The organism is Pseudomonas sp. LS2P72 (genome assembly GCF_054897865.1).
The window spans coordinates 2,849,155-2,871,003 of sequence record NZ_CM142708.1 but is presented as its reverse complement, the minus strand read 5'-3'; the positions used below and the strand labels follow the sequence as shown (position 1 = coordinate 2,871,003).

At 58.1% G+C, this 21,849-nt stretch carries 17 protein-coding genes and 2 pseudogenes; 12 read left to right on the top strand and 7 right to left on the bottom strand.

All coding sequences use genetic code 11. The features are described from left to right. Positions 1-5: 5 nt before the first annotated feature. Together ACYZUA_RS13180 and ACYZUA_RS13175 are read right to left on the bottom strand one after the other, a co-directional pair. On the bottom strand, positions 6-1,199 hold the full coding sequence (locus ACYZUA_RS13180) for an acyl-CoA dehydrogenase family protein (protein ID WP_461963425.1): 1,194 nt from the start codon (positions 1,197-1,199) through the stop codon (positions 6-8). Beyond that, entirely contained in the window at positions 1,196-2,368 is a 1,173-nt protein-coding gene (locus ACYZUA_RS13175) for an acyl-CoA dehydrogenase family protein (RefSeq protein ID WP_461963424.1), read from the bottom strand. The genes ACYZUA_RS13180 and ACYZUA_RS13175 overlap by 4 nt, the downstream gene beginning before the upstream one ends. Positions 2,369-2,491: 123 nt before the next feature. On the opposite strand from ACYZUA_RS13175, the pseudogene ACYZUA_RS13170 reads away from it, so the two are divergent. The 11 genes and pseudogenes from ACYZUA_RS13170 to ACYZUA_RS13120 form a co-directional block, all read left to right on the top strand. Then, positions 2,492-2,620, top strand: a pseudogene (locus tag ACYZUA_RS13170) (aldehyde dehydrogenase family protein); the annotation flags it as partial. 376 nt (positions 2,621-2,996) lie between these two features. Further along, a complete protein-coding gene (locus ACYZUA_RS13165; protein ID WP_461963423.1) occupies positions 2,997-3,806 on the top strand; it encodes a response regulator transcription factor in 810 nt (269 codons plus the stop codon). A gap of 105 nt (positions 3,807-3,911) precedes the next feature. Continuing rightward, the gene (locus ACYZUA_RS13160) at positions 3,912-5,039 is read left to right on the top strand and encodes an ABC transporter ATP-binding protein (protein ID WP_461963422.1); all 1,128 of its coding nucleotides are present in this window, start codon (positions 3,912-3,914) and stop codon (positions 5,037-5,039) included. A 39-nt stretch (positions 5,040-5,078) separates the two neighbouring features. Beyond that, entirely contained in the window at positions 5,079-6,221 is a 1,143-nt protein-coding gene (locus ACYZUA_RS13155) for an ABC transporter substrate-binding protein (RefSeq protein WP_461963421.1), read from the top strand. A gap of 31 nt (positions 6,222-6,252) precedes the next feature. After that, positions 6,253-7,170: an ABC transporter permease gene (locus ACYZUA_RS13150; RefSeq protein ID WP_461963420.1), complete on the top strand. Its 918-nt coding sequence runs from the start codon at positions 6,253-6,255 to the stop codon at positions 7,168-7,170. Between the two features lies 1 nt (position 7,171). Continuing rightward, positions 7,172-7,999: an ABC transporter permease gene (locus ACYZUA_RS13145; protein WP_095128548.1), complete on the top strand. Its 828-nt coding sequence runs from the start codon at positions 7,172-7,174 to the stop codon at positions 7,997-7,999. Beyond that, positions 7,992-9,464, top strand: a complete 1,473-nt coding sequence (locus tag ACYZUA_RS13140) for an aldehyde dehydrogenase family protein (protein WP_461963419.1) — start codon at positions 7,992-7,994, stop codon at positions 9,462-9,464. Before ACYZUA_RS13145 ends, ACYZUA_RS13140 begins: the two co-directional genes overlap by 8 nt. Positions 9,465-9,533: 69 nt before the next feature. Next, positions 9,534-10,346: pseudogene (locus ACYZUA_RS13135) on the top strand (aldehyde dehydrogenase family protein); the annotation flags it as partial. 109 nt (positions 10,347-10,455) lie between these two features. Continuing rightward, entirely contained in the window at positions 10,456-10,998 is a 543-nt protein-coding gene (locus ACYZUA_RS13130) for a DUF3455 domain-containing protein (protein WP_461963418.1), read from the top strand. 101 nt (positions 10,999-11,099) lie between these two features. Then, positions 11,100-11,666 carry a sigma-70 family RNA polymerase sigma factor gene (locus ACYZUA_RS13125; RefSeq protein ID WP_461963417.1) on the top strand — a complete coding sequence of 189 codons (567 nt, stop codon included), beginning with the start codon at positions 11,100-11,102 and terminating at the stop codon, positions 11,664-11,666. Continuing rightward, positions 11,663-12,394, top strand: coding sequence for an anti-sigma factor (locus ACYZUA_RS13120; RefSeq protein WP_461963416.1), 732 nt, complete (start codon positions 11,663-11,665; stop codon positions 12,392-12,394). Before ACYZUA_RS13125 ends, ACYZUA_RS13120 begins: the two co-directional genes overlap by 4 nt. Before the next feature lie 49 nt (positions 12,395-12,443). On the opposite strand, the gene ACYZUA_RS13115 is transcribed toward ACYZUA_RS13120, so the two are convergent. From ACYZUA_RS13115 to ACYZUA_RS13095, 5 genes are all read right to left on the bottom strand, one after another. After that, positions 12,444-14,345, bottom strand: coding sequence for a potassium transporter Kup (locus ACYZUA_RS13115; protein WP_461963414.1), 1,902 nt, complete (start codon positions 14,343-14,345; stop codon positions 12,444-12,446). Positions 14,346-14,669: 324 nt separating this feature from the next. Continuing rightward, entirely contained in the window at positions 14,670-15,617 is a 948-nt protein-coding gene (locus tag ACYZUA_RS13110; protein ID WP_461963413.1) for a diguanylate cyclase, read from the bottom strand. After that, positions 15,617-20,167 carry a PAS domain-containing hybrid sensor histidine kinase/response regulator gene (locus ACYZUA_RS13105; RefSeq protein ID WP_461963412.1) on the bottom strand — a complete coding sequence of 1,517 codons (4,551 nt, stop codon included), beginning with the start codon at positions 20,165-20,167 and terminating at the stop codon, positions 15,617-15,619. The genes ACYZUA_RS13110 and ACYZUA_RS13105 overlap by 1 nt, the downstream gene beginning before the upstream one ends. Before the next feature lie 373 nt (positions 20,168-20,540). Then, complete coding sequence (locus tag ACYZUA_RS13100; RefSeq protein ID WP_461963411.1) at positions 20,541-20,735, bottom strand: DUF1289 domain-containing protein; 195 nt, start codon at positions 20,733-20,735, stop codon at positions 20,541-20,543. Between the two features lie 298 nt (positions 20,736-21,033). Further along, a complete protein-coding gene (locus ACYZUA_RS13095) occupies positions 21,034-21,411 on the bottom strand; it encodes a fe2+ zn2+ uptake regulation protein (protein WP_461963410.1) in 378 nt (125 codons plus the stop codon). 156 nt (positions 21,412-21,567) lie between these two features. Between ACYZUA_RS13095 and ACYZUA_RS13090 the strand changes: the two genes are divergently transcribed. Further along, positions 21,568-21,834: a FecR/PupR family sigma factor regulator gene (locus ACYZUA_RS13090; protein ID WP_461963409.1), complete on the top strand. Its 267-nt coding sequence runs from the start codon at positions 21,568-21,570 to the stop codon at positions 21,832-21,834. The last annotated feature ends 15 nt before the right edge of the window (positions 21,835-21,849 follow it).

The window sequence follows — 21,849 nt, the reverse complement described above, 5'->3', positions numbered from 1 at the left end:
CTTGGTCAGGTGCGCAGGCGCGGTTCTTTGGGCATTCCCAGGGCGCGCTCGGCGATGATGTTGCGCTGGATCTCGTTGCTGCCGCCGTAGAGGGTGTCGGCGCGACTGAACAGGTACAGCGATTGCAAACGGGTGAGTTGATAGGGGGCGGCCTCAAGCACTTCGGCCTCGGCGCCGAGGACGTCCATCGCCAGCTTGCCGAGGCTGGCGTGCCAGGTGGACCAGAACAGTTTGTAGATGGTCGCTTCCTTGCGCAGCGAACCGTCTTGCGCCCCGGACAGCATGCGCAGCGAGTTGTAGCGCATGATCCGCAGCCCGCTCCAGGCTTCGGCCAGGCGCTGGCGCAGGATCGGGTCGCGCGCGGCGCCATTGGCCCGGGCGATGGCGATGATTTCATTCAGTTCATTGTGAAATTGCATCTGCTGGCCGAGGGTCGATACCCCGCGCTCGAAACCGAGCAACGCCATGGCGATCTTCCAGCCCTCGCCCGGCGCGCCGATGATGTTGGCGGCGTCGGTGCAGGCATCATCGAAGAACACTTCGTTGAACTCGCAGGTGCCTGTGAGCTGCTCGATCGGCCGCACGGTAATCTCCGCCTGGGCCATGGGCACCAGCAAGAAGGACAAGCCGCGATGGCCAACGCTGCCCGGTTCAGTGCGGGCGATCACAAAACACCAGTCCGACTCATGGGCCAGGGAGGTCCAGACTTTTTGTCCGTTGATCACCCAAGTGCCGCGGGCTTCATCAAGCACCGCGCGGGTCTTGACGTTGGCCAGGTCGGACCCGGCCCCCGGTTCGGAATAGCCCTGGCACCAGAAGGACGTGCCGTTGACGATGCCCGGCAGAAAGCGCTGTTGCTGCTCGGCAGTGCCAAACGCGGCAATGGTCGGGCCGGCCAGCCCTTCGCCGATATGCCCCATGCGTCCCGGGCCTCCAGCGCGGGCGTACTCTTCGTGGAAAATCACTTGCTGGCTGATCGACAGACCACGCCCACCGTGCTCCGGCGCCCAGCCCACACACGTCCAGCCGCCCTCGGCGAGTTTGCGTTCCCAGGCTTTGCGTTCCTCGGGAAACATATGTTCGTCACCCGGGCCGCCGCGAAAACGCAGGGGCTCGAATTCACCGCACAGGTTCGCGCTCAACCAGTCGGCTACTTCCTGACGGAAGCGCTCGTCCTGCTCACTGAAACTGATTTTCATGGCTGCTCCCCAAGAATCGCCACGGCAATGCGCTCTCGATGCCAGGCAGGTGCGCCGAGAAAGCTTTCACTGGCGCGGGCGCGTTTGAAGTAGAGGTGCGGGTCGTATTCCCAGGTGAAACCAACGCCGCCGTGCAACTGGATCGACTCGGACGCGCAGTGGAAATAGGTTTCAGAGCACTGCGCCTTGGCCAGCGCCGCCGCCAGCGACAGCTCGGCGGCCACCTGCGGGTCGCCTTCAGGATCGAGGACTTCCTGGGCCACGCAGGCCGCGTAATAACTGGCCGAACGTGCGCATTCGACCTGCAGCATCATGTCGGCGGCGCGGTGTTTGAGCGCCTGGAAACTGGCGATGGGTCGACCGAACTGCTGGCGTTCCTGCATATAGGCAACGCTCAGGTCGAGCACCTGCTGCGCGCCACCGGTCTGTTCGGCAGCCAGGCCGATGCAAGCCAGTTGCAGGACTCGCTCCAGGTGCGGCCAGCCCGCGCCGAACTCGCCGAGCAGGCAGTCAGCGCTGAGGTACAGCCCCTTGAGCTGAACCCGTGCCTGACGACGAGTCTGGTCCATGGTCGGCAACATTTGACGCTCGATCCCCGCCCGGTCCGCGTCCACGGCGAACAGGCTGATGCCCGCCTCGCCGGTCGATCCTGGAACCCGTGCGGCGATGATCAAGAGCTCAGCGCTGTGCCCGTCGAGCACATGATTGAGGGTTCCATCCAGCACAAAACCCTCGCCCTCGGTCACCACCGTGGCCTGAACATCCTTGGCCGCCCAGCCATTGGCGCTGCTGAAGGCCAGCGTAGCGGTGAGGCTGCCGTCGGCGATCAAGGGCAGCCAGCGTTGTTTTTGTTGTTCGTTGGCGGCCAGCAACAGCGCTGGCGTGGCCATGCAGGCGGTGGCGAAAAACGGCGAACACAGCAAGCGCCGACCCATCTGTTCCAGCAAAATCGACAGCTCGACAAAGCCCAGTCCCAGGCCGCCGTACGCTTCGGGAATATGAATCGCCGGCCAGTACATTTCGCGGCACAGGCGCTGCCACAGCACTTCGTCAAAACCTCGCTCGCTGACCATCGCCGCTCGCACGGCGGCAGAATCCGAGACATCGGCGAGAAAGCCCTCGGCCGATGCGCGGATCATTTCCTGTTCGTCGCTGAATGCAAACTCCATCGCGGCGCCTTCTGCTCGTTAGGCGGGGCACGCATGAAGCGACACCCCTCTGGCCTTCGAGTTTGGTGGCAGCGGCACACGACAGAAACGTCATCCCTGCCTAGTCCGAATGGGCGATGCCGAGGCCTCTGGACCCGCGACATCAACCGCGCCTATCGCATGGGCCGCGCCATCAAGGCCGGCCGTGTGTGGACCAACTGCTACCACCTGTACCCGGCGCACGCCGCGTTCGGCGGTGTGGGCGATACGGGGTTTCTGTATCGCCCTTCAAATAGTCATCGCGAGCAGGCTCGCTCCCACAGTGATTTGGGCCAGTTCCAAAAGGTAGGGTTCACTCCACAACCCTGTGGGAGCGAGCCTGCTCGCATGGCGTGAAACAGGCCGAGCATTAGCTCGCCTACAGCTTTTGATCTTGATGCTAGTCGCCGTGACCACAGAAACGGATATGTACACAAAACACAAAAAAAAAACACAAGTCGACCGCCTCGCTGTAGCACTCGGTAACATCCGGCCCTGTTACGGGGCGTCTTTTCAACGACTCGACATCATGCGCCCCGCCCTGCAAGGCCAAAACAGCCATGGCGTAAATTGTGCATCTAAACGCAACCCAATCCTGCTTGAAGCCGCCATGCGCCCCAAGGAACTGAAACTCTGGACCTCCGGTGTTGCCCATTTACTGGACCTTCCTCCCGGGCATGCGCGGCTGGCAGGCTTAAGTCACTGGTTGCGGCAAGTATGCCCGGTCGATCACTTCGTTCTGTTCGTCTACGAAGGCAATCATCGGCCGTTGGCGCTGTTCGACACCTTCGCAGCCGACAAGCGTGCGGTGTATGTCGATGACTATCAGTGCGGGCCCTATTTACTTGATCCGTTCTACCTGGCATGCACTCGCGGGCAAGCGCCTGGACTGTGGCGTTTGCGACAGTTCGCACCCGACCACTTCTACCTCGGCGAGTATTACCTGACGTATTACCAGCAAACCGGGCTGGCTGAAGAAGTGGCGTTTTTCGTCGACCTCGGTGGCGGCGCCATGGCCGTTCTGTCGTTGATGCGATCCACCGCCAGCTGTGCTTTTGGTCGTGACGAGATGCAGTTGATCGAGTGCGCGCAGGCCGTGGTTGAACAGGTCATCAATGAAGCCTGGCGTTTGCGTCAAGCCCAGCAACCACGCCCGGCGCAGGACCTGGACTTCAAGATCCGCGAAGCCTTCGATCAGTTCGGCGCGCACATCCTCACCGGCCGCGAACAAGAGATCGTGCAGTTGCTGCTACGCGGTCACTCCAGCGCCTCGGTCGCCGAACAACTGAGCATCAGTCCTGGCACGGTGAAAATTCACCGCAAGAACATCTACGCCAAGCTCGGCATCGGCAGCCAGTCCGAATTGCTCGGGCTGTTTATCCGCGACCTTACCGGCCAGGAACTGGTCGTCGAAGCCTGACACCTGAAACCGACTCTATCCCCCAAGGGATATATACAGCGCAAAACCCCGATTGCTAGTTTGGCCCCCGACGCACTGATTCATCACTGCAAGGGAGCCCGTCTCGTGAACAACAGCGTGAACGACACTTCGCCAAGCGATATCGAATTCTGCAATGTGGTCAAACGCTATGGCGAGGTGTCAGCCGTCAATGGCCTGAACTTCGCGGTGCGTCGCGGCTCATTCCATTCCTTCCTCGGCGGTTCCGGCTGCGGCAAAACCACCACCCTGCGCATGATCGCCGGCTTCGAACAGCCCAGTAGCGGCGAAGTGCGCCTGTCGGGCAAGAACGTTGCCGGAGTGCCGGCGTTTGAACGGCCGGTAAACATGGTGTTCCAGCATTACGCCCTCTTCCCGCACCTGACAGTGGCGCAGAACATCGCCTATGGACTGCGTTATCGCACCCCGCGACCCGACAAAAAAACCCAACTGCGCATGGCTGATGAAGCGTTGGAAATGGTGCGCCTGAGCGGCTTCGGCCAACGCAAGCCGAGTGAGCTTTCCGGCGGCCAACAGCAGCGTGTGGCCCTGGCCCGGGCGCTGGTCAACAAACCGACCGTGTTGCTGCTGGACGAGCCGCTGGCGGCGCTGGACCGCAAGCTGCGCAAGGAAATGCAATCTGAATTGCTGCGCCTGCAACGCGAAGTCGGCATCACCTTTGTGCTAGTCACCCACGATCAGGAAGAAGCCTTGTCGATGAGTGACAGCATCAGCGTGATGCACAACGGCTCGATCATCCAGACCGCCACCCCGGAACAACTGTATGAGGCGCCGGCCAGCCGTTACGTGGCCGACTTTATCGGCGAATCCAATCTGTTCAACGGCACGGTTCACCATATGCAGGGCGATTCAGTAGTGCTGCGCACCGAGCAAGGACTGGAACTGACCAGCCCACTGACGCCCACCGGCAAAGCCTTGAGCGCAGACGTCGCCGGTTGCATCGCGGTGCGCCCGGAGCTGATCAGCATCGCCAGCGCCAACGCCGACATGACCCGCGAAGTGAAGCTGCAAGGCCACGTGGAAGACCGCATCTACCTCGGCAACTCCACCGAATACCGCGTGCGCACCCAAGCCTTTGGCGTGGTTTGCGTGCGTGTGCCGCGCCAGCAGGATCACGGCGCCAATGCATTCGAACACGGCGCGGCAGTGAGCGTCGGCTGGGATCACGCCAATGGCCTGGCCATGGCGTTGTAAATCATCGATTCGTTTCATCAACCGAATGTGGAGCGTGCTATGGACCAGAAGACGTTTATCAAAACCCTGCGTAGCTGGCAGAACGGCTCGATCAGCCGCCGCGAGTTCCTTGGTCGCACAGGCCTGGGAATTGCCGCAGCGGTGGTCGCAACCAACATGCCCGGCCTGCTGACCTCCACCGCCGAGGCCGCCGAGCAGGCCAAGCTGGGCGATCGCCTGTCGCTGGCGACCTGGCCGAATTACCACAGCCAGGAAAACCTCGACACCTTCGCCAAAACCACCGGTGCGCGCGTTTCGATGAGCGTGTTCGGTTCCAACGAAGAGATGCTTGCCAAATTGCAGGCAGGTGGCAGTGGCTGGGACGTACTGGTGCCGACCAACTACACCATCAGCACTTACGTTGGCCTGGGCCTGATCGAACCCTTGGACCTGTCGCGCATTCCCAACTTTGAGGCGTCGGCTTTCCAGCAAAAATTCATGGCCCAAGGAACGGTGGACGGCAAGGTGTATGCGGTGCCGAAAAACTGGGGCACTACCGGCATGCTCTACGACGCCGGCAAACTGAAGAACGGCCCCGCCAGCTGGAAAGAATTCTGGGCAGCAGCTCAAGGCCCCGCCAGTGGCCGGACGATGGTTCACGACTACCAACTGACCGCCATCGGCAACGCGCTGAAAAGCTTCGGCTATAGCTTCAATTCCCTGGACCCGAAAGAACTGGCCGATGCCGAAAAACTGCTGATCGAGGTCAAGCCGCACCTGTTCGCCATCAACTCCGACATCCAGCCGTCAATGCGCAGCGGCGATGCCTGGCTGGCGATGTCCTGGACCGGCGATGCCTCTCAGTTGCACCGCGACAACGCGCAGATGCAGTTCGAACTGGGCAAGGAAGGTGGCGAACTGTGGAGTGACTTCTTTGCCATTCCCAAAAGCTCGGAGCACAAGGACGCGGCCTACGCCTTCATCAACTACCTGCTCGATCCGCAGCACAACAAGCTCGAAGTGTTGAGCCACGGTTACCCGAGCGGCGACAAACGCGTCGATGCGCTGCTGCCCACCGCCATGCTCGACGATCCGATCATGTACCCGGCCGCCGAAGCGCTCAGTCCTCTGGAGTTCGGTGCCGCGGCGACGCTCACCAGCCCGGCGCGCGCCGAACTGATGGCTCGCTTCAAGTCCGCCTGATCGCCTGGCCATGGCCAATGAGGAGTCCCCCATGAACGCCACCACCCACCCGCAAACGGTGCAGCCGGGCAATGCCCTGTCGGTCGAGGTTCGCCAACGGCGCAGCCTCGGCCGGCGGATCACCCTGCTGATGCTCTTGCCCTCGACCTTGTGGTTCCTGCTGCTGTTGTTGATGCCGCTGGTGATCATCCTGGTCTTCAGTTTCGGCGAGCGCAGTGCCGTGGGCGGTTACGCCGGTGGCTTCACGCTGGCCAACTACTTGAACCTCGGTTCCCGTGGCGCGGCGTTCAGTAACACGCTGATGTTGGCGCCGCTGGGCACGCTGGTGTGCCTGGTGGCGGCTTACCCGCTGGCGTATTTTCTGGCGGTCAAGGTCAGCAAGAACCGCTCGCTGCTGCTGACGCTGGTGATTGTGCCGTTCTGGACCAGTTTCCTGATCCGCACTTACGCCTGGATTTTCATCCTCAGCGGCAAGGGCATTCCGGCCTTGCTCGCCAGCGTTGGCCTTGAAGACGTGCGGCTGATCAATACGCCGTGGGCGGTGCTGATCGGCATCGTTTACGGCTACTTGCCGCTGATGGTGTTTCCGATTTACGTCAGCCTGGAAAAACTCGACAAGCGTCTGCTCGAAGCCTCGGCAGACCTGGGTGCCAGCGCTTTCGAAAGCTTCCGGCGGATCACTCTGCCACTCTCCGCGCCCGGAATCATCACCGGGGTGATGCTGGTGTTCATCCTGTTGATGGGCGAGTTCCTGATCCCGGCCATTCTCGGTGGCGGCAAAGTGTTCTTCGTCGGCAACGCACTGGTCGACCTGTTTCTGCAATCGCGCAACTGGCCCTTCGGCAGCGCGCTGGCGATGACCTTGGTGGCGATGATGCTGCTGATCATCGGCGTGTATTTGAAACTGGTGGCGCGCTATGGCGGCCGCCCTGCCGACGGAGGGTTGTGACATGTGGCTGCGCAGCTATTCGACTTCGCTGTACCTGTTTCTCTACGCACCGATCGCGTTGATCGTGCTGTTCAGCTTCAACGCCGGGCGCAGTGGCCTGGCGTTCGAATGCTGCTCGGTGCAATGGTTTGGTCGCGCGTTTGGCAACCCGTTCATCATGGAGGCGCTGGGCCATAGTGCGTTCATTGCCTTCACTTCAGCGGTGATTGCCACGCTGTTCGGCACGCTCGCGGTGTTCGGTTTGCAACGTGCCGGCGCCAAAGTGCGGTTGCTGTTCGATGCGCTGACCTATTGCGCAATCATCGTGCCCGGGATCGTCATCGGCATCTCGACGCTGATTGCGTTCATTAGCCTGTTCGACCTGATCAACCCGTTGCTGGCGAGCTGGATACCGAGCGTTCCACGGTTGAACATGGGCTTCTTTACCGTGATCGCCGCGCACTCGCTGTTCACCATGGCGTTGGTCATGGTGATCGTGCGCAGCCGCGTCGATTCACTGGACAAGGCCTTGCTGGAAGCCTCGGCCGACCTCTACGCCCCCCCCATGCAAACGTTCTGGCGGGTCACCCTGCCGCAGATCAGTCCGGCGATCATGGCCGGCTTTCTGCTGGCGTTCACCTTCAGCTTCGACGATTTCATCATCGCGTTCTTCGTCGCCGGTTCCGAAACAACCTTGCCGATCTACATCTTTTCATCCATCCGCCGCGGGGTGACCCCGGAGATCAACGCGGTTTCGACCGTCATCATCTGCGCGTCGCTGGCGCTGCTGTTCACTTCCCGTCACCTGCAAAACCGCCGAACTGGCGTCCAGGAGTCTCACCATGCGTGATCAGCTTTACATCAACGGCGAGTGGGTCAGCCCGGATCTGGGCGGTTACCTGGACGTCATCGACCCGGCCACCGGACAGGCTTTCCATCGGGTCGCCGCGGGCACCGAAGAGGACGTCGATCATGCGGTGCGCGCCGCCAGGCGAGCGTTCGATAACGGCTGGAGCCAAACCACTGGCGCCGAGCGCGCGCAGTGGCTGGAAGCGTTGGCTGATGAACTGGACAGTGGTCAACAGGCGTTGGCTGAACTGGAAGTGCGCGACAACGGCAAACCGTTGCCCGAAGCGCAGTGGGACGTTGGCGATGCGATCGGTTGCTTTCGTTACTACGCCGGATTGGCCAGGGAACTGGATCAACAGCAGGACCAACTGCTGGCGCTGCCGGACGAGCGTTTTCGCTGCCGCATCCGCCATGAACCGATCGGCGTTGCCGGGCAGATCATCCCCTGGAACTACCCGCTGCTGATGGCCGCGTGGAAGGTCGCGCCCGCCTTGGCCGCCGGGGCCACGCTGGTGTTGAAACCGTCCGAACTGACACCACTGACGGCGCTGGAACTGGCTGCGGCCGCCGACCGCATCGGTCTGCCGGCCGGGGTCCTGAACGTCGTGACCGGTTTTGGAGCCGACGCCGGCGGTCCACTCACCGAACACCCCGGCGTGGACAAACTGGCCTTCACCGGCAGTGTGCCCACCGGGGCTAAAATCATGTCGGCGGCCGCTCGCGACATCAAGAACATCAGCCTGGAGCTGGGCGGAAAGTCTGCGTTGATTGTGTTCGACGACGCCGATGTCGAAGCAGCGGTGGAGTGGATACTGTTCGGGATTTTCTGGAACCAGGGCCAGGTGTGCAGCGCCACTTCACGCTTGCTGGTACAGGAAAACATCGCCTCGCGGTTGATCGAGCGACTGGTTGAGGAAACCCGCAAGATCACCATCGGCCCGGGGCTGGAACCTGGCGTGTTGTTGGGCCCTTTGGTCAGCCGGGGTCAACACGACAAGGTCCTCGGCTTTATCGATCAGGGACTGGCCAGCGGCGCACGCCTGCTCACCGGAGGTCGGCAGCCGGCGTATCTGCCAGAGGGTTATTTCATCGAACCGGCCATCTTCGACGAGCCCGGACAAAGCAGCATCCTCTGGCGCGAAGAGGTGTTCGGCCCGGTGCTGTGCATCAAGCGCTTCAAGACCGAAGAGCAAGCCTTGCAAATGGCCAACGCCAGCCGCTTCGGCCTCGCCGCCGCCGTGATGAGTGCTGATTTGCAACGTACCGCCCGCGTCGCCAACCAACTGCGCGCCGGGATTGTCTGGGTCAACTGCTCGCAACCCACCTTCGTCGAGGCACCGTGGGGCGGCATGAAACACAGCGGTATTGGCCGGGAACTCGGCCAATGGGGGCTGCAAAATTATCTGGAGGTGAAGCAAGTGACCGAATACGTCAGCGACCAGCCATGGGGCTGGTATCTGAAATAGCCAGCCAGTGAAGAAAATCCACTGAAACACCCCTGTAACAGCTGGCGAAGCCTGCGTCCGGCTGCGCAGGTGGCCTATCACATCCATGAACCGCTGGGCGTGGTCGGGCAGATCATCCCGTGGAACTTCCCGATCCTGATGGCCGCCTGGAAACTCGCCCCGGCCCTGGCGGCCGGTAACTGCGTGGTGCTCAAGCCTGCCGAGCAAACACCGCTGGGCATCACCGTGCTGATGGAGCTGATCGGCGACCTGCTGCCACCGGGCGTGCTGAACGTGGTGCAAGGTTTCGGCAAAGAAGCCGGCGAAGCCCTGGCCACCAGCAAACGCATCGCCAAGATCGCCTTCACCGGCTCGACCCCGGTCGGCTCGCACATCATGAAATGCGCCGCCGAAAACATCATTCCATCCACCGTGGAGCTGGGTGGCAAGTCGCCGAACATCTTCTTCGCCGGCATCATGCAAGCCGAAGAAACCTTCATCGAAAAAGCCGCCGAAGGGCTGGTGCTGGCGTTCTTCAACCAGGGCGAAGTCTGCACCTGCCCATCCCGTGCCTTGGTGCAAGAGGGCAACCTGACGACCGGGTATTACATCCAGCCGACCCTGCTCAAGGGCACCAACAAAATGCGCGTGTTCCAGGAGGAAATCTTTGGCCCGGTGGTGAGCATCACCACCTTCAAGGACGAAGCCGAAGCCCTGGCCATCGCCAACGACACCGAGTTCGGCCTGGGTGCCGGCCTCTGGACCCGCGACATCAACCGCGCCTATCGCATGGGCCGCGCCATCAAGGCCGGTCGTGTGTGGACCAACTGCTACCACCTGTACCCGGCGCACGCCGCGTTCGGCGGTTACAAGAAATCCGGCGTCGGTCGTGAAACCCACAAACCTTCCAACACTGATATTTTTTCAACTAGCTGCATCCAGTTCATCCTCCAATGGGTAGTACAGGTAGTAGCCATAGCTGCTGAACTGATCACCTTCTGGAGAGATTTGCATGAACGCTAAACGAGTCCTGGGCATTGTCAGTCATACGCTTGCTGCCACCTGCTTGCTGGTCACAATACCAGCTGCCTATGCACAAACAGATCTGCCCGACAGCATCAAGGTCCCTGACGGTCACAAGGTCGCGCTGGAGACCGTGGGCGTGGGCGAAATCACGTATGAGTGTCGCGACAAAGCGAACGCCGCCGGCCAGACTGAATGGACTTTCGTCGGGCCCAAAGCAGTACTTAATGATCGCAGCGGCAAACAGGTCGGCACCTACTTCGGGCCGCCTGCCACCTGGCAAGCCAAAGACGGCTCTAAAATAACCGGGACGCAACTGGCGGTAGCACCCACAGGTACTGGTGACCTCCCTTATCAGTTGGTCAAGGCCAACCCTGCGGAAGGCAAAGGCGCGATGAGCAATGTCAGTTATATCCAGCGGGTGGCCGTAAAAGGCGGCGTAGCGCCCATGACCGCATGCACCGCCGCAAACAAAGGCGAACGCGAGGTAGTGAAATATCAGGCTGACTATATTTTTTGGGCAGCCAATTAAGCCAACGATCCAGAATAGGCTGGTAGCGCACAAAGTCGTCTACTCTGATGGAACCCCAGCCCAATGGCTGGGTATCTACCACCTGCTGACGGCTGAAAACCTTGTCTCTACCTGAGCCCTGTTTTGACTATGAAACCTGCCTGGCTGCTTGCGCCCGGGGCGAGCAGCAGGCATTGCGGGACTTGTATGAGCAGGAAAGTTCTCGTCTTTTGGGGGTTGCCAAGCGAATCGCTCGCGATAACGCCTTGGCCGAAGACATCGTGCACGATGTCTTTATCAAGATATGGACTCGTGCCGCCAGTTTCGATCCGACGCGAGGCTCTGCGCGTGGCTGGATCTACAGCGTGACGCGGCATTTGGCGCTGAACTTCATGCGAGATAACGCCCGGGAGGTGCAAGTCAGCGAGCACAGCGAAATGGCACTGCAAGCTTTAGCGTCCATGGAAACATCGCCAGAGAGTGTGGACAACTTCGATTATCGAGCCCGTACAGGACGTATTTATGTGTGCCTTGAGCAACTGGAGCCGGTGCGTCGCAACTGTATCCTTCATGCTTACGTAGACGGCTATTCGCATTCCGAAATATCGCAGAAACTGGGCGCACCGCTGGGGACCGTCAAAGCCTGGATCAAACGCAGTCTGGTGGTATTGCGGGAGTGCATGGGATGACTATAAGCCCAGAGGATGACAACCCCGACAACATTGACGAACTGGCGAGTGAGTATGTGTTAGGCACGTTGTCGGCAGAGCAACGCATCAAGATAAAAAAGCGTATCGCTCAGGAGGCCGATTTGCGAGCTGCTGTCGATGCGTGGGAACAGCGTTTGCTTGCGTTGACCGAACTGGCTGAACCGCAGAACCCCACTCCGCTACTCTGGAGGCGAATCGAACGCAGCTTGAACAGCAATGACCGGCGAGCATCAGGAGTGGCCGCCGCCGCGAAGCCAATTTCATGGTGGAACCTTCTTCCGCTTTGGCGTGGGCTCGCGGGAACAGGTCTTGTCGCGACGCTGTTGCTCGGAGCAGTACTACTGATACAAACAGCTCCGGTAAATCCGACCACCTACCTGGTCGTTCTGGTGGCCCCGCAGAATCAGGCGCCCGGCTGGGTCATTCAGGCGAGCAACCCAAGAAAAATCCAACTGATACCTTTGGGGGTAGCGCAAGTCCCAACCGATAAAGCACTTGAGTTCTGGACCAAAGCGGACGGGTGGCAAGGACCGGTATCCCTTGGACTGGTCAAACCAGGGCAAACGCTTTCAGTCCCTCTGGATAAATTACCGCCGCTGGAACCCAACCAGCTCTTTGAATTGACTCTTGAAAATCCCAGTGGATCACCGACCGGCAAGCCCACAGGACCGGTGCAGTTCATTGGCCGGGCCGTTAAAGTCATCTGACCATGGGCGCTTTGAAGGAAAAGGCCGCAGAGGCGGCCTTGTTTGTCCCTCACATCTCTACCTGAGTTCCCAGTTCAATCACTCTGTTCAGTGGCAATTTGAAATACTTCAGGTTGCTGTTGGCGTTTTTCAGCAAAAACGCGAACAAGCTCTCTCGCCAGCGCGCCATCCCAAAGCGCCTGGTGGGGATCACTGTCTCCCGGCTGAGGAAATAGGTCGTGCGCATCGGGCTGAAATCCAGCTCATTCAAATGACACAGACTTAAGGCCATGGGTACGTCAGGCTCCTCGATAAAACCAAAGTGCAGACTGACCCGGAAGAATCCTTCGCCATAGGCTTCGACCTCAAACCTTCTGTCAGCACTTACGCGAGGGCTGTCTTCAGACACTACCGTGAGCAACACGACTTGTTCATGCAAAACCTGGTTATGCATCAGGTTATGCAGCAGCGCATGAGGAACCGCATCGGCCCTGGCCGTCAGAAACACCGCGGTGCCTTGCACGCGATGGGGAGGCTGCGTACGGATGCTGCCGATGAAGAGCGGCAGAGGAAGCGCGGTTTCATCCAGCCGCTCAACAACAATCTTCCTGCCCCGCTTCCAGGTCGTCATCAAAATGAACAGGCCGATGCCGGCAATCACCGGGAACGCACCGCCCTGAAAAATCTTCGGCGCATTGGCCGCGAAATACAGACCGTCTACCAGCAAAAATCCGAGCAGTATCGGGATGGCCAACCAGCGCGGCGTTTTCCACAGGAGCAGGACGACAGCCGAAGACAGGATTGTTGTGATCAGCATGGTCCCCGTCACAGCGACACCATAAGCTGCGGCCAAAGCACTGGACGACTCGAAACCAATCACCAACAACACGACACCGACCATCAACGCCCAGTTAACCGTGCCGATGTAGATCTGTCCCTGCTCCTGACTGGAGGTGTGCTGGATAAACATGCGAGGGACGTAACCCAGCTGGATGGCCTGGCGCGTCAGGGAGAAAGCACCGGAGATCACGGCTTGAGAAGCAATGATGGTCGCCAGTGTGGACAGCGCGACCATCGGCAGCAGTGCCCAACTCGGCGCGAGCAGATAGAACGGATTGCGCACAGTCTCCGGATTCTCCAGGATCAGTGCACCCTGGCCAAAATAATTGAGCACCAGCCCTGGCAACACCAAAATGAACCACGCGCGAGAAATCGGTTTGCGACCAAAGTGGCCCATGTCGGCATACAGCGCTTCAGCACCGGTCAATGCCAACACGACGGCGCCCAAAATCGCCACACCCATTCCCGGATGAGCTACAAAAAACTGCACGGCCCACGCAGGATTAAGCGCTTGCAGCACTTCGGGGCGCTGCAAAATACCGTAGATCCCGAGTGCACCCAACACCACAAACCACAGCACCATGACCGGGCCAAACAGAATGCCGATGCGAGCGGTGCCGTGTTTTTGTATCAAGAACAACGCCACCAACACGACCACTGACAGCGGCACAACCCAATGCTCTATTCCGTCGAACGCCAGTTGTAGCCCTTCAACCGCAGAGAGCACCGAAATCGCCGGGGTGATCATGCTGTCCCCGTAAAACAGTGCCGCCCCGAACAGGCCGAGCAGCACCAGTACCTTGCTCATGTGCGGATAAGGGGCGGCGGCCCGGCGGGCTAAAGCCGTCAACGCCATAATGCCGCCTTCACCCTGGTTGTTGGCGCGAAGGATGAACAGCACGTATTTGATCGAGACGACCCAGATTAGTGACCAAAAGATCAACGACAGAATGCCCAGCACGCCGTCGTGATTTACCTGAACACCATAGTGACCGGAAAATACTTCTTTCAGCGTGTAGAGGGGGCTGGTGCCAATGTCCCCGTAAACCACTCCGACAGCAGCGATGAGTAAGCCCACTCCTGAGGCTTTGGATTGGAAGTCTTCGTTTTCAACGGTCGCTGTCTCACTCAAGGGGCGTTTCTCTCAATTGACGGGAGTCACTGCACGCCATCCTTGGGCAGTACATTTTTCCAGGGCCATTGGAAAAGCAAGGCGCATGGACGATCTAAAAATCGTGGCCAGTATCGTTGCGGGCAAAATCCCATACCGTAAAGAAAGCGTAAAAATACTTCGGTATCGCAACAAGACATCTGGCTTTTCATCCACCCCTACTTGGCGGAATGCACCCGTCAGATAGGGTTCGTTGTCAGTCCTTCGCGTTAGGCTGCAATCGGCCAGAAGCGCTCGATGGGCAACGGGATCGCTTGTCATCGGATGCAGGCTACATGAAGTGACCTAGCATTCTTCGCTATAGGATGAACATACCCTGGCCCTGCCAGTTTTCTTCGCCTCGTAAAGTTGCTTGTCCGCGGCTTCTATCAACGCCTGGAATTCAAGGTCGTCAGTGGGCGTCAATGTTGCGACGCCTAGAGAAAGAGTGACCACACGATCTACATCAGAAGCAGAATGCTCGATACCCAGCGCCCGGATATGCTCTTGCATTTTTTCTGCAAGTTGGACCGCTCCGCACAGATCTGTATTGGGTAGGATGCAGGCAAACTCTTCGCCACCATACCGAGCGACCAAATCGTAGGGGCGTCTAACCGTTTCAGATAACGCTTGGGCAACAGATTTCAAGCAGCCATCTCCAGACTGGTGCCCATATTGGTCGTTGTAGCGCTTGAAAAAGTCGACATCCGCCATGATGAGCGACAGCGGCTTTTGCTCTCGAAAGCACTGGCGCCAATCCGCCAATATGTCCTCATCGAATTTGCGTCGATTAGCCACTCCCGTAAGGCCATCCATTAATGCCATGGAACGCAGCAGATCGTTCTGTAGTTTCAGGGTCAGGTGTGTTCGCACACGGGCTCTGACAATGATTGGATTGATGGGTTTGCTGATGAAGTCGACCGCGCCAAGCTCCAGTCCCAGTACCTCATCCGACTCCTGCTGCTGTGCGGTAATGAATATGATGGGAATGTCCTGGGTCGCAGGGTCAGCCTTGAGTCGACGGCATACTTCATGCCCGTCCATGCCCTCCATGACCACGTCCAGCAGAATCAGATCGGGTAGTTGGGTCTGGCATACCGTGATCGCCTGCTCGCCGCTGGTGGCCATGAACACATCACAGTCCTGACGAAACAACTCATGGAGTACCCGGATATTGATCGGTTGGTCGTCGACAATGAGGAGTTTGGGACGGTTATGGGGGTGTGGTAACCAGGTTTGCATCGATTGTTCCATCAGGCAGATCTCAACAGTTCACGACCAATCGGCATCGCAGCGGAAAAGTCTAGCGACTGCACCATGACAACCAGTTCGTCGAACTGTGGGCGCAGGGATTGCGGCGTTTTTGACGCCAATGCGTCTGCCAGCTCTATGGCTTGAAGGTTGCCCGCTTCCAGCAACAGCAAAATCTCCTCAAGGGATTCTCGCCATTGCGCGAGCGCCATCAATTCGGAGTCAACACAGACCTGTGCGCTCGGGCTCTGACCAAAGTCGACATTCATCTGCTCAAGGCTTTGTTGCAATAACCTGCTCAATTCATCAAACCATGTTGCGTCAGAAAAGATGCTTGCGACAGACTCTGCATCGCCGTGTTTTAGTGTGTGCTCCAAATCGCCGGCCAGCAGCGAGAGCGCATTGGCACCCATGGTGCCGCTGCTACCTTTAATTGTATGGAGCACAAAAGCTGCCCCAGATACGTCTTGCCGCTGGATCTGATCGTGCAACCGGCCAAGCAGTTTTTCTAGCTCGGGGCCAAAGTTGCACAGCACGTTGCGGATCAAATCGAGGTCGCCACCAAAGCGGCTAATGATCGATGCACGAGACTCGATCACGCCTTCTCCTGTGTTGGCGTGGCCCGAGCCTGGAGATGCCTGGCGGTCCTCAAGGCCCACTTGAAAAAGCAATGTCGCGACGAGTTGTTCCAGATCTATGGGCTTGCCTACATGCTCATTCATCCCCGCAGCAAGACAGGCCTCACGGTCGGTATTGGAGGCATTTGCGGTCATCGCCACGATCGGCAGCGATGCAAACCGTGGATTCGATCGAATGCGACGGGTCGCCTCCAGGCCATCAATATCCGGCATCTGGATATCCATCAACACGGCGTCGAAGGGCACCTTCTCAGCCATCACCCTGCTCACACCCTCCAGACCACCTTCAGCCAGCGTCACTTGAGCACCTTCTCCTGTCAGTAACTCATCGGCAACCTGCCGATTAAGCATGTTGTCTTCCACTACCAATAGCCGCAGCCCGGCCAGGCGCTGCGGCCTGTCAACAGTTGACTTGGACGGGAGTGACTGCGCAAGGCCATTACCGTTGAGTGCTCTCTGAACAGCGTCGGATAACTGCTTGGGCGTGACAGGCTTGGTGAGAAACCCCACGAAGGGAGCGTCTCCCATCTCGCTTGCGTCGGCCAACACTTCACGGCCGTAAGCGGTAATCATAATGATCATTGGAGGAGGTACGCCGTTGCCCTGCTGATGGATCAATTGCGCAGCGCTCAGCCCATCCATATCGGACATCCGCCAGTCCATCAGTACCACGTCGTAGGCTTCGCCTCTCGCCTGGGCGTTTTTCACCCATTCCACTGCTTGCGTGCCACCACTCACGTGGTCGGCCTCCCACCCTAATGCATGAACGGTTCGCAACAGTAATTCACCCGCCATGGCATTGTCGTCGACTACCAGTATCCGTATGGACACATCGACGCCAGAGCTGTCAGAACTCAGCAGCAATTTCGGCGCTACATCCAGAGTGATATCGAACCAGAAGCGGCTTCCCATACCCTGCTGGCTCTCCACCTGAAGTTCACCGCCCATCAAGCTGACCAACCGCTTACAGATCACCAAGCCCAGACCGGTGCCGCCAAAGCGGCGTGTGGTTGAAGCCTCGGCCTGAGTGAATCCTTCAAAAATGCGCTGAAGTTGCTCCGGGCTGATACCGATACCTGTATCAGAAACGGCGATGCGCAATTTCACAGAGTTTTCCGTGCGCATCAATTGCTCGACGCTGACCACGATCTGGCCTTCCAGGGTGAACTTGAGGGCGTTACCCGCCAGGTTGATCAGCACCTGTTGCAGCCGCAAGCTATCGCCTATCAGGTCGTTGGGTAGATTGGAGTCCAAGTCGAACATGACCTCGACTTCTTTCTCGTCCTGGTTGCCGGCCAGCACAACGGAGAGGTCACGCATGAGCGATTCGAGTTCGAATGGGTGCACGTCGAGTTGCAGCTTGCCAGCCTCAATCTTGGAGTAATCAAGGATGTCATTGAGCAAGCCCAACAGTGATTTCGCAGCGGACTGTGCTTTGGTCACATAGTCGAGTTGACGACCATTCAGGTCAGTGTTCTGCACCAACTGCAACATGCCCAGCACGGCATTCATCGGCGTGCGTATTTCGTGGCTCATATTGGCCAGGAACGACGATTTGGCCGCACTCGCGGTATCGGCCTGCTCCTTGGCATACAGCAGATGTGATTCCAGCTCGCGCTGGGAGGTGATGTCCCGATTGATACCCGTCACACGCAAAGCCGCACCACTCGGACTGCGTTCGATCTGCGCACCTGCCTGTACAAAGCGGATCTGGCCGTCCGGGCGAACGACACGGAAAATGGTGTCGTACACGCCACTCCCCTCGACTGCCGCACTCAGCTTTTCAGCCGCTGCCACCGCATCATCGGGGTGAACTCGCGAATACCAGTGCTGATAATCCAGACCATTATTGCGCAACGTCAGTGGCTGACCGTAGAACTCGAACATGCGGTCATTCCACTGCAAGGTATTGTCGGCCAACGTCCAGGACCAGATGCCCAGTTCGGCTACCTCAGCAGCCATCACTAACTGGTCGTGCACCGCCATCAGTTCACTACGTTGTTTCTGCGTCGTCTCCAGGCTCGCAGCCAGCTCCCTTTCAGCGGCTTTACGTTCGGTGATGTCCACCGCGATGCCCAGGTAGCCGCTCAATTTCCCGTCGTCATCACGCATGGAGGTGACCACCAGCGTGACAGGTAGCCGCGAGCCGTCCTTACGTATGTAAGTCCACTCCCGGGTTTCTGCACCTTCAAGCTCAGGTTTATAGGTAAACACACGGAAACCATCGATTGTCTGAGCGTACTCCTCGCCCAGTTCAACGCTACGAGCCGCGACTTCCTCTGGTACATGGATCAGCGCTGGTGTGTGTTTTCCCAGTAACTCATCGGCGTTATACCCCAACAAATGCTCGGCACCTTTGTTGAACACACGGATAACACCATCGAGATCTGTCGCAATGATCGAGACCTCAGTGGCCGAGCGCAGCACGCTGCCTAACAATAGATTGAGATGCCGCAACTCCGACGTTCGCTGCGCAACCTGCTCCTCCAGGTTTGAATTGAGTTCAAGAATTCGGGCTTCTGCTACTTTTTTCGCCGAGATATCCCTTAACGTATTGGAGGCTCCAACGACGCGACCACCCTCTCCATAAATGGGTGAGATGCTGGCGGAGATATCGATCAGCCGGCCATCTTTACCGCGGCGCTGGGTATCAAAGCCGGTGATACGCTCCCCGGCCCTTATGCGCGCGAGGATATGGGCTTCCTCGGCTACAAACTCCTCAGGAACAACCAGACTGACCAGCGCGTTTCCCACAGCCTCCTCGGCGGTGTAGCCAAAAAGGTGCTCGGCACCTTTGTTCCAGTTGGTGACGATGCCATCGAGTGTTTTTCCAATAATGCCATCGGCCGAGCTTTCGACGATGGAGGCCAGCCTTGCCTGTTCGGCTAATATCTGCCGCCGGCGTTGGCGGCTGACACTCACGACACCCGCCAGAGTAGCCAATAAAAGAGTGAGCAGACCACCCATCAACAGAACGACTGTTGGTGAAACCTGATGCAGGCGCTGGATGAACAACGGATGCGCGCCGAGTTCGATTTGCCATCGCCTCCCGTATACCTCGCGCTCCAACAGATGGGTCATCAGCGTTTCACGGCTGGCCGAGCCGTTGGTGCTTTCATAAAACAGCTTCTCATGCCCAGGGACAGTGATATCCCTCAATCGCAGATGCACCGTCTCGTTTTCTATGCGCAGGCCTCTGAGGACCTGCTCTGTCTGCAACACGACATAAATCCAGCCAAACGCTGCTGTCTCTCGGTCAACAGCGGTCGCCGGAGTCTCTCCGCCGCGAAAGATGGGCATCAAAACCAGGAAAGACTGCTGCGGTTTCGCTGTGTCCTGTATCAAAGTGATGGGCCCGGTTATCCGTGCCACACCGCTCTGCATCGAGGATTGGGCAGCCTCTCGCCGCGCTGTTTCCGAAGCTATGTCCAAGCCAATTGCAGCCTGGTTACCCTCAGCCGGTTCGACATACTGGACAACGTAACGCTCGCCTGAATGGGGTGAGAATTGACGAATGGAGAAATCGGCTTTGCCATCGGTCCGAGCGTATTTGAGAAATTCGCGTTCATCGCGCTCCGATACTCGCCTGATAAAGCCCAAAGCACTTGCGCCGGGGAACTCGGCAGCGAGGTCGCGCGTTTTGTGATATTGGCCAAAAACTTCGCGACTGATGCCATGTTCACCCGCTGTCAGCACCGCTCCACGAGCGCCCCGCAATCCGTATTGGTAAAGATCGAGGCGAGTTAAAACCAACTCTGCGGCTTCCTCGGTAGCCGCGGCGATCGCGTCTTGAGCCTGCTGCTGGTTGATGCGTTCGACGATCCAGCCACCCAGAATGCTTGCCCCTAACCCCACTACCAGAGTGATGGCTACTCCCCTGCTCAATGCAAAAAACTTATGTTTTCTCACCCGCATTGTCCCATTGCAGAAGACCTTCAAGCCTTCAATATTAAAGTTAGAACCCTGTTGAGAGCGTCTGTAACTTAGTTTGCATGCACCACATTAACCATGAACCCCGTGGATAAAAATGTGCATATTTGAGCAAAGGGAAGAGGACGCAAATGTAGATAAACGTCTTGTCGCACATTCCTTTGGCCCTCGCAAATCCCTTCTATTCAATAACAAAAAATCCTCCCCAGCTTTTCGACGGTGGGCGGCCCTGTCTGTGTCCCCGAATGCGCTCAGATCAGGCCCGTCAATCGTTGAAGTCTTTCGAGGTCCGCTCTGAAATGCTTTGTCCATTAGGGGCCCGAGGACAGCTGTAACGGAGGACGCAGTACAACTGTGACTAGCTGCGGCGTTCAATTATGCTTTTTTGCAAGCTTTTCAGGCGCAGGGTCGCGCGTTGTACAGCGGCCATCTTTTCTGGACGCTTCATCCGCTTCCATTTTCTGATGTCTTCCTTGGTGCGACCGCAGCTCAAACACAGCTCGCTGTTCAGCTGGCAAACGGAAATGCATGGGTTCTCGATGTCCTTGGCCATGGTTTAACTCCGCGTGGATTGTGTACGTGTTAAACGCTGCCGCCAGTCACCGGCATTCGACCACTGACATTGCTCTTCAGTATCGAATGCAGCTTGGCCGACACCTGACTGACGTGAACATTCGCTTCACTTAATGTCAGGGTCGTCACTCTGCCTGAGACCGTGCGGAAAATCGCGTTCCTACGTAAAATTCAGGTCTGTACGCGGAACACGAAAGAACTGAAGGGTTAGCCAATCTGCTGCACCGACCGGTTGAATCCACAGCCAAAAACGGCCAGTGATGAGGCACCTTAGGCCTTCAACGACCGGAGTGCTGCTCCAGTATTGCGCAGGCTTCGGTGGTAAAGATGTATCTCTTGTCTGGTTGAAAAAGGATTACACCTTCATCACATAGGCGTTTGAGCACTTCACGCACACAAATGAACGACAACTCGGCAGCAAATGATTCCAGGTAGGCATGCACGTCGCGCGCATTGATGGAACGTCCATCTCTGGCGGCGATCAGCAAGGCGTCGATAACTTTCAAGCGGATCAAGCTGGTGCGCAGTCCGTAGTAACGCAGCAACTCACGGATATGTTTATTAGTGCTGCGATCTGACTCGGATGCTCGTTGAGTTGCCGCATTCTGGAATTGCAATTGCGTAACGGGGGGTGCTGATGCTGAGTGTTTGTACATGCGAATACTCCTTTTCAGAAATGTACGGTTTGCAAAGATTCTTCGACTCCAAGTCTCCAGATTTAGATGCACGACTGTTTTGTTTTTGGTTTTTTTGACATTTTTTTACCAAGCTCTCTCGTAGAGTGGCTTGTCCGGTCATACAGGTAGCTGTCAATGAATCCCCCCAACCCTTGCGAAATGGACGAAGATATCCTCACTCAAGCTGCGCATTGGTGTGTGCGATTGCATGATGAAACCTGCACGACCGAAGAACGCCTGACCTTTCAGCAGTGGATTCAGACCGATCCGCGTCACGCATTCGAGTACGCCAAAATGCTTGAAGTCTGGGACCTCAGCGACCAGTTACCCGACAATCAAAGCACATCGAAAAAACTGCTGACCGACACATCAGCCCGGCATCACGGCGCCCGCAAAATGTAACGTGGGAGCTGAATC